This window comes from Pontibacter rugosus, assembly GCF_042678745.1.
GTDB classification, from domain to species: Bacteria; Bacteroidota; Bacteroidia; order Cytophagales; family Hymenobacteraceae; genus Pontibacter; species Pontibacter rugosus.
The window spans coordinates 1-8,448 of the sequence record NZ_JBHTLD010000207.1; the positions used below are offsets into that span (position 1 = coordinate 1).

7 protein-coding genes, 1 tRNA gene and 1 pseudogene are annotated in these 8,448 nt (G+C 53.4%); 5 read left to right on the plus strand and 4 right to left on the minus strand.

Features of this window, described 5'->3' with window-relative positions; translation table 11 throughout:
* Positions 1 to 360: 360 nt before the first annotated feature.
* Positions 361 to 741 carry a hypothetical protein gene (locus ACFQ2O_RS17685; protein ID WP_377530908.1) on the minus strand — a complete coding sequence of 127 codons (381 nt, stop codon included), beginning with the start codon at positions 739 to 741 and terminating at the stop codon, positions 361 to 363.
* A 350-nt stretch (positions 742 to 1,091) separates the two neighbouring features.
* Positions 1,092 to 4,082: a DUF6371 domain-containing protein gene (locus ACFQ2O_RS17690; protein ID WP_377530911.1), complete on the minus strand. Its 2,991-nt coding sequence runs from the start codon at positions 4,080 to 4,082 to the stop codon at positions 1,092 to 1,094.
* Between the two features lie 246 nt (positions 4,083 to 4,328).
* Between ACFQ2O_RS17690 and ACFQ2O_RS17695 the strand changes: the two genes are divergently transcribed.
* The 3 genes and pseudogenes from ACFQ2O_RS17695 to ACFQ2O_RS17705 form a co-directional block, all read left to right on the plus strand.
* The gene (locus ACFQ2O_RS17695; RefSeq protein ID WP_377530914.1) at positions 4,329 to 5,249 is read left to right on the plus strand and encodes a hypothetical protein; all 921 of its coding nucleotides are present in this window, start codon (positions 4,329 to 4,331) and stop codon (positions 5,247 to 5,249) included.
* A gap of 252 nt (positions 5,250 to 5,501) precedes the next feature.
* Positions 5,502 to 5,789: a hypothetical protein gene (locus ACFQ2O_RS17700; RefSeq protein ID WP_377530916.1), complete on the plus strand. Its 288-nt coding sequence runs from the start codon at positions 5,502 to 5,504 to the stop codon at positions 5,787 to 5,789.
* Positions 5,790 to 5,910: 121 nt separating this feature from the next.
* A pseudogene (locus ACFQ2O_RS17705) lies at positions 5,911 to 6,666 on the plus strand (recombinase family protein); the annotation flags it as partial.
* Between the two features lie 36 nt (positions 6,667 to 6,702).
* On the opposite strand, the gene ACFQ2O_RS17710 reads toward ACFQ2O_RS17705, so the two are convergent.
* Positions 6,703 to 6,906 (minus strand): hypothetical protein, encoded by a 204-nt coding sequence (locus ACFQ2O_RS17710; protein WP_377530919.1) that lies wholly within the window; start codon positions 6,904 to 6,906, stop codon positions 6,703 to 6,705.
* Between the two features lie 541 nt (positions 6,907 to 7,447).
* A tRNA-Glu gene (locus ACFQ2O_RS17715) sits at positions 7,448 to 7,522 on the minus strand.
* 205 nt (positions 7,523 to 7,727) lie between these two features.
* Here ACFQ2O_RS17715 and ACFQ2O_RS17720 point away from each other — a divergent pair.
* Together ACFQ2O_RS17720 and ACFQ2O_RS17725 are read left to right on the plus strand one after the other, a co-directional pair.
* Positions 7,728 to 8,003 (plus strand): hypothetical protein, encoded by a 276-nt coding sequence (locus tag ACFQ2O_RS17720; RefSeq protein ID WP_377530922.1) that lies wholly within the window; start codon positions 7,728 to 7,730, stop codon positions 8,001 to 8,003.
* Positions 8,004 to 8,032: 29 nt separating this feature from the next.
* Positions 8,033 to 8,338, plus strand: coding sequence for a hypothetical protein (locus ACFQ2O_RS17725; protein ID WP_377530925.1), 306 nt, complete (start codon positions 8,033 to 8,035; stop codon positions 8,336 to 8,338).
* The last annotated feature ends 110 nt before the right edge of the window (positions 8,339 to 8,448 follow it).

The following is an 8,448-nucleotide window of genomic DNA, read 5'->3' on the forward strand; positions in this document are numbered from 1 at the left end:
CTCACCACATAATTAATATTTAGTTTAGTTACTGCTCTTCTTTTTCAACCGCGCCTTTGCCTTAATTTTGAATATAGTTGTAAAACTTCACCATATCTACCTTGTAACGGTTTTTAGAGTAGCTCGAAATTTAGTTTTACAAAAGCATGATACCTTTTTTATAGACGTCTTACCTAAGTTTTTTTGGCAGAACATCTAGGGCTTCCGTAGCCCTCCCGTCTCTTCAGATAAGATTTTCTTCTCTTTTGAGTTAAATTCTCTTATCACGCATGAAAATGGATTAGCCTAGATAAAACAGGGACCGCCAATATATGGAGTCCCTGTTTTTGCTCACTCTAAACAACTATTATCAGCGCTATTTTATACCACAGCAGGAAAGCAGGCCATATAGGGTTTCATCTGAATAAACGCGTCCAGGCGCTCTGCGTGCTTTATGAACTTCTCCAGCAAGGGACCCGCCATGATCCTAAGCTCCCGTCCTGTTTCCTCCAGCCCCGGCTGCTGTCCCAGGAACTGGTATAGCTGCTCCAGCACGTAGGCCATGTACAGGCTCTCATAGCTTACCCGGCAGGTTGAGCAGTTTCCCCTGGCGCGCAGGATGTACTCACCCGCTCTTTTCTGCCTGCTCTGTATGAGCTCACGCGCCAGCCTCTCCGAGCTGAGGTTGCTTGTGAGGAATGTGCGCATGCTGTAGAGGAATTCACGGTAGCTGTCTTGGAGGTTAAACCTGTAGGAGCTCATCAGAAGCTCCTCAAGTGCACGGTTATGCTGCTGTGTTGGCGAAGCTGCCGGTTCCGGCTTATCCTGGGTGCTTTCACCGGTCCCCCTTGTCCCAGGTGCACCTGTTTCTGAAGCTGGGACAGCTTGATATCCCGTCCCAGAAGGCGTCCCAGCGCCTTGGGACGCAGTCTCGGGACACGTTTTGGCCGCCGTCCCATGGCCTAATCCCTGCATTTTCTTCACCATTCTGCCCACGCTGGACTTGCTGATGCCTGTTTGTTGGGCAATTCCCCTAACGGATTTCCCTGCTCGGTGCAGCTGCTGCACCCGTGCGTATATTTCTTCTTTGTTCATCTCTGTGTTTTTATTTATCAATGTTGCATAATTTTATTATCGCCCGTCCCATCACCTGCGGGGACATCGGTGTTGTCGGCCACAATGCCGAAGTACTTCACCGTTTTGCCGTTTTCCTTGACCACCACCACGTCCGTTTCGAAGAGGATGCGGAAGAGCCGCATGGCCTTGTCCTTGGTGAGCATTATGGCTGTGTCGCGGTCGCTGTTTACTGCATCGGTGATGGTGTCGGCGGTTACCCGATTGCCTGTTTTGCTATTAATAGAAGCCGATCCGGTAACCTTTTCCTCGATTGCCCGCTTGTGCCTAAGGATTCGCTCCACGTCCCTTCTGTCGGCAGGGGGAAGGCGGTCACAGAGTTTTATCCTTTCCAGAGTGTCTATCCGCACAAGCAGGTCTCCAAACTTCCTGTTGCCTCTGTGCTCGCGCATCAGCGGCACTATTCCTTCCGGGGCGATGTGCCTTTCCTGAAGCTTTAAGTAGTTTCTGAACACGTGCAGGGCCGCCTGATCGTCAAAAAGCCTCTGGTGGTTCTCCTGCAGCATAGTTGCCTCCGCACTTACCCGCACATCGTATTCCAGCCGCACGATCCGCTGCCGGAGCCCCAGGTCCCTGGTGGCATGGTAGAGGGCCGTAAAGAGGGTGTTGGCGCAGCCGCTGTCCACAAACTCCAATGCCTGCTCCTCCGCACTTTTCCTGATGGCTTTGGCTGTTCTGTCAAGCTCGTCTGTTTCCGGCGTCCTTGCCACCCTCACCTGCTCACCGCCCCGCATCTCAATGTGCCCCTCCGCCTCCAGCTGGCTGAAGAAATCGGCTGTCGCCGTGCTCCGTATGGCCGCCTGCTCCACCTCGTAGTGGATGGTGAGCCTGTTTACCTCATACAGGTGCACCTCGGAATTGTAAGTGCTGTATTTGGCTGACTCCCTGTAACAGTAAGATCCTTTGGAGAGGTAGGGGCTTAGCTGCTGGTATTGCGCGTTGAGCGCGTTAAGCGCATGGCATTCGCCCTGTGCAAACTTGCAGAGTGCCCTGTAGGCGGCATCCCGGTCAAAGGCTTTTCCTTTTCGCTCCTGCTTGTACACGCTCACGGGCAGCAGGGGGATCCTGCGGGCACGCGCCATGAACTGCAGGGCGTTTGCAACGCTTAGCTGCTCGTTCTCGTGCTCTGCCAGTACCACCCGCAGCCGCTCGTTGTAGAGGTCCACGCCGCAGTCTATGAGGGAGGTGGTGAAGACGAGGCGCACTTCATCCGGAATCAGCTTGGTGTCCGTGATGGACCGGTAAACACCACCGGCCACTTCCTTGGAGCCCGAGCTCAGCACCGCCACCTGACCTTCAGGAAGGCCCTTGAAGCCGCAGACAAGCTGCTCAATGAGCCTTAGGTTGTTGAGCCGGATAAGGTACTGATGGTTGCCAAAGTCAAGCGTGGGCAGCAGCCTGGCCAGCTCGTGCTGAATCTTGCCTTTGTAGGTGATGGGGGTGAGCTGTACCGTGTTTGACTGCCCGGCCACCACCTCCACGTACTTGAACCCGTACTCCCTGAGGAAGTCAGGCGGCGTGGCTGAGATGCAGAGCACGTTTTTTGCCGCCAGCAGCTGCCCGAACAGGAACTCGTACTTGGGACGCTTGTCGGGCATGCCGTAGCCGGACAGCAGCTCATGGATCTCGTCGCAGATGATCAGGTCCCCATCCGAGACGGGGGCTATCCTGGCAAAGCTGTCATAGGTGCAGACGGTGATTCTGCTGTGGAGCGCTGTCTGCACGTCCTCGTAGGTGGCACCCTGCTTGATGATGGCGATCTCACCGTATTTGCCCCTGGCAACGGCGTCCACGATAACAGTAAGCGGCTCCAGGATGATGATGCGCCCTGGGACGCTTCGCGCCAGCTCCTCCAGTGCAAAGGTAGTCTTGCCTGTCCCGGTCCTGGCCTTGAGCAGCACCTTTCCGTGGTGGCGTATATAACCCGCCAGGCACTCTGCCTGCTCTCCGATGAAGCGGTTCACGTGCAGCCTGTAATCGCACCCGTTGGGGTTTGGCCTGAGCTGGAAGCGCCAATCCGCTATGTCGGGCCGCAGCCCGTCCCGCAGGGCGTCCGCCAGGTCGTAGCCGTCCCTCCGGTCCGGGAACAGGTCCACCGGGGTAAAGTCGAGGCCGTGGGCGTGAAGCTTCTTCCACGCGCCCAGCTGCCGACCGGTCTCATCTGCGTCGACCAGCACATAGCCCGACTTGCCCCGCAGCGCCTTCAACTTCTGCTCGCTTAGGGAAGAGGCCCCGCCGGTGGCGACGAAGTCGTACTGCGGGTAAAAGAAGCTGGCCAGTCCGGCCGTCTTCTCCGCCTCCACCAGGACCATCGGGACACCCTCCCGCAGGAGATGAATGCCGTAGAGGCACTGGCCGTACTTCTTACAGGCGGGGTTCTTGAGGTAGAACGGTTTTTTGCTCTTGTCCCGGCTGCCGCTTGGCTGGTAGGCGAAGTGCTTTAGGTTGACAAAGGCCCCTGCCGTGTCCCGATGCCCGAACACCGTGTTGCCCCGGGTGTCGGTGCCGACATGCCACTTATTTAGGTGCTCCTCCGTCACGCCCAGGGAGAGGGCGTAGCGGTGAAAATTGGAACGGGGATCCTGCATTACCCGCTCCCACTGTTGCACATTTACCAGAACCTGCTCACGCTCCTTTTCCGTCCCGGCAGGGACAGTGGGACGCGGGACAGGCCAGCGAGGCGGCGCAGAAGCGCCACCGCTGGAAGTGTGGCCAAGCTTTGCTGCCAGGAAGGCAAGCGCTTCCTGAAAGTCGCAGCCGTGGTAACACTGGATTACCTGGAGCACGTTTAGCGCGCCCTCCCCGAACTCCTTTCCTGTGAAGTCCTTGACCAGGTAAATACCCTTGTGCCGGAAGATGTTGACTCCCTTGGAGTGCGGGGTCCGGAAAACGGTGCCGAGCTTCCTGAAGTTGGGGTAATACTCCAGAAGCACCTGTAGGGTGGCGCTGTCAGACAGCAGGCTCTCCACTGTTGGCAGCTGCTGCTTAGTGTTTGATGAATGCTCCTTGGAGCCTTTGTTCTTACTGCCTCCGGTCTTAATGGACGGTTGCAGCTGATGCGCAGTCAATCTTATCGGCTGCGCATCCTTCGTTGGGGTCACTTATTCATGTTCATGGTGGGACGCCTGTCCCATGCTACGTTAGTTGACAAAATATTTACCTGCAAGTATACAGAATTAATTTTATTTCTTACATTCGGGTAAAATATAATTTAAATGAAGGGGAAATACTTTGCAGTAGACATTCCAGTGTATGACAGTCCCGGCGACTACGCCATGGAGATCCTGGAGAACCTGAAGTACCGGCAGTTTACGCTGAAGGACGCGGGCATCACCTCCCGCGTGCATAACAACTGGCGCAGCCTGGGCATTGTCCCGGACTCGGAGGAGGACGGAAAGAAGCTCTACTTTGACTTCATCCAGTACCTCTGGCTCCAGATCGTGAAGGACCTGCGCAGATTCGGTCTTCCGCTGGAGACGATCGCCGCCGTGAAGGATTATATGTTTGATGAGGACTTCATGGCCGGCGTAGAGCTTGACGACGACCAGAGAGCCTCGTTCAGAAAAACCTTCGAGGAGGCCGCCGGAAGGCCGATAACGGAGGAGGAGCTTGAGGAGGTGGAGGAAAACCTGAAGAAAAGGAACACCTTCTACCCGTACCGCTTCTCCCTGGTTGTGCTGAACCACTTTCAACACCGCTCCAACACCCACCTCTACGTCTTTCCCGACGGGGGAGTGGCGGTCTGGAGCGATGCGGAGCAGAACGCAAACCCTGAGGGCAAGCCTGACTTGGACGAGCCCCACATCAACGTCCCGCTGGGACACTACTTCGCCCAGTTCCTCAACGACGAGACGAAAGCCCAGTTCCTGCCCAAGATCCCGATCCTGACAAGGGAGGAGAACGAGGTGCTCAGGGCCATGCGCAGTGATGAGGTGAAGGAGCTTACCATCAAGTTCTCCAAGAGGGGCGGCAAGCGCAGGGCCGACCTGATCACAAAAGTGGACAGAGAGCTCTCTGACAAACAGAAAAAAGAGATAGCCCGGATACTGGGCACGCGCGACTACAGCACCATCACCATGAAGACGCAGAACGGAACGCAGCTCACCTTCGAGGAGGCCCAACGAACAAGGCTTTAATCCTCCCTTAGCTGTTTCCCTGAGATCTGTATAATATTGGTAATCCTTATATAATGGTAAAAGAAGTCACTGAAGCACTCAGGACACTTATGAAAATGGCATTCTAACTGAAGAACTCAGACAAGTGCGGAAATTGACACAATCTCCGTGAATGTAAAGCATCAAAAACAGGAAAATGTAAACCAGAAAAAAAGACAGCAAGCGACTCACAGCCTCTCAGTTCCAGTTAAAGAACCAGTATCGGCAGAAGGCATGCTGCAGCCGCAGCGGGAAGAGGGCCTGTACGCGCAGGTAAGGCAGGACGAGCGGCTGCGCGAGCAGCATGTGGCAAGGCTGCTGGAAACCGATGGCTACGGCCACCTGTCAGCGGACGGGGCCTCAGACATGGTGGAGCAGATGCTCCGGCTCTGCACTTTGATGTATGAGATGCTTCAAAGCGGGCAAAGCCAAAAGCAAGGCACAGCCGTTGAATATCCTATATCAGGCACTATAGAGCAAAAGGCTGTAAAAAAAGCAGAAAAACACGGCAATATCAGGTAAAATGATGAAAAAAAGCAAGGCAACAGCCAAAGCAACCGGTAAAGCGAAGAAAGCAACAGCAACAGCAACACCCAAGGCAATTGCAAACAGCCATGACCTGAGCGTGTTCGCCCAGCCGCAGATGATCGGAAAGAAGAAAAGCAAGGCAGCCGTAAGGGGTAAGGTGGCCGTGGTCTACACCCGCGTATCCACTAAGGAGCAGGCTGAGACGAACCAGAGCCTAGAGACCCAGCTGGAACGCTGCAGGGCCTACGCCCAGCGCCACGGCTATGAAGTGGCGGGCGAATTCGGCGGCACCTATGAAAGCGCCAAGAACGACGAGCGAAAAGAATTCAAGGTCATGCTAGACTTTGTCAGGAAAAGCAAGCTCAAGGTGGGTTACATTATCGTCTACTCCCACGATCGCTTTTCCCGCTCCGGCTCCGGTGCCATCGGCATCGTGGACGAGCTTAGCAAAATGGGTATAGCGGTGGTGGCCGTCACCCAGCCGATGGACACCATGACGGCCTCCGGCAAGCTGCAGCAGGGCATCCAGTTCCTGTTCTCCCAGTTCGACAATGACCAGCGCAGGGAGAAGTGTGTGGCGGGTATGGAGGCCAAGGTGAGAAAAGGCTATGTGGTGGGCAAGGCACCCATGGGCTATGACCAGCTGAAGGTGAACGGCGAGCAGGTGATAAAGCCAAACAGGCAGGGCAAGCTCATTCGCCTGGCCTTCCAGCTGAAGGCCGAGCAGGGTTTATCCAACACCGACATCATCAAGCGGCTAAAGGCGCAGGGCCTGACGCTCTACAACCAGACGCTGACCAAGATATTTCGCAACCCCTTCTACTGCGGCCTGATCACGCACGGCTTATTGGAAGAGGGTGAGGTAATCGTGGGCAGGCACGAGCCGCTCATATCCCGTGACGTGTTCCTAAGGGTAAACGGGCTGCAGGCACAGAACGCCCACGGCTACACCCAGGTGAAGGAGGACGAGGCTTTGCCGCTGCGCCACCACATCAAGTGCGGCAGCTGCCAGAAGCCGCTCACGGGCTACGAGATGAAGAAGAAGGGCATCCACTACTACAAGTGCAACACCAAGGGCTGCTGCCTCAACCGGAACGCGGGAAAGATGCATGAGCTCTACCAAGATCTGCTAAAGGAATTTCAAATCGACCCGCTATTGCTGCCGCAGGTGCAGGAGATGATGGGCCAGGTGTTCAAGAAGCTGAGCCAGGACCATGAGCAGGAGGAAAAGCGTTTGAAACTGCAGCTCTCGGAACTGAAAAAGAAGCTCGAGGCGATGGAGCGGCGCTACGCCTACGGGGACATTAACGGGGAAATATTCACGAAATTCAGCGCTGAGCTGAAAGCGGAGATGCTTGAGATAGAGGTGAACCTTGAAAAACTCTCCGTCCCCTTATCGAACCACAGAACTTTGCTGGAAAACGGGCTGAAAATGATGCTAAGTCTCTCATCCACATGGGCTAAGGCCGACGCGCAGAGGCGAAGAAGGCTGCAGGCGTTGGTGTTCCCGGATGGGGTCGATTATAAGCGCGAAAATGGGGCTTATCGAACTACCCGCGTCAACTCCTTTTTCGGCCTTGCCAGCGAGATTTCGCAGAAAATGGGGCATAAAGAAAGAGGGAAAAGCAGCTGTGAAACTGACTTTTCCCTCCTGGTAGCCCGTAGGGGAATCGAACCCCTGTTACTAGAATGAAAATCTAGCGTCCTAACCCCTAGACGAACGGGCCGTTCTGTCTGATTGTGGTGCAAATATAGAAGGTGTTATTTTATTGTGCAATAGCTGATGTAAAATATATGCAATGCTATATTCATGCAATTGAGTATCAATAAGAAAAAGTTGCTGCAGAATCTGAGACTGGGAAAAGTTAACTAATAAACGCTTCTTGCGTTAGATTAAATCAATTGTTCAATAAGCATAAATTTTACATTTATATGGCAAAGAGGCTACAGTATGATGGAATTAAACCGGAGGCCTTCGATCAAATGAAAATCAAGCTCAAATCTTTTGGCCTCGATTTGAAAGGAAATGAAGGCAATTTCAATGAAAAAGGTGTGTCGGGGCAGTATACTTATAGCCCTGAATCCGAATCATTGATTTTAGATGAATTAAGTGTAGGTTTTCCAGCTAGTATGATGCTGAACCTAGATACACTGCAGAAGCGAATGACAGACGTTGTAGCGCAGCACGGAGGCAGGCCTCAACAATAAAAATATCATTTATTAACTTATATAAGACTATGGAAAACAATAATAACCAGAACAGCAAAAATCAGAATTCGAGCGACCAGCAGAAACAAGACACCAATGCCATGTCTATGATTCAGCCGCATGATATGTCTAGAACAGTGGAGTCAGCCATGCACGTATTTCAGGGGCGCCAGGACAAGCTGCCAGATCTGATGCAGGACTTGGGCCATATTATACTTAAGGCAACTAAGAAGTTTACAACCACACAACTAATACTGGCTGCAGGCGCTTTAACAGTAGGTGCTATACTTGCATCGCGTTATAGCCCACAGGCAGACGAATACGAAGAAGCATAATTTATTTTGTGTTGATTATGAAGCCCTTGCCATTCGGTTAGGGCTTTTTTTATTTGTAAAGGTGAATGTGGCACATACTTTGAATATCTTGTTTCTATATAGCTTTAGCC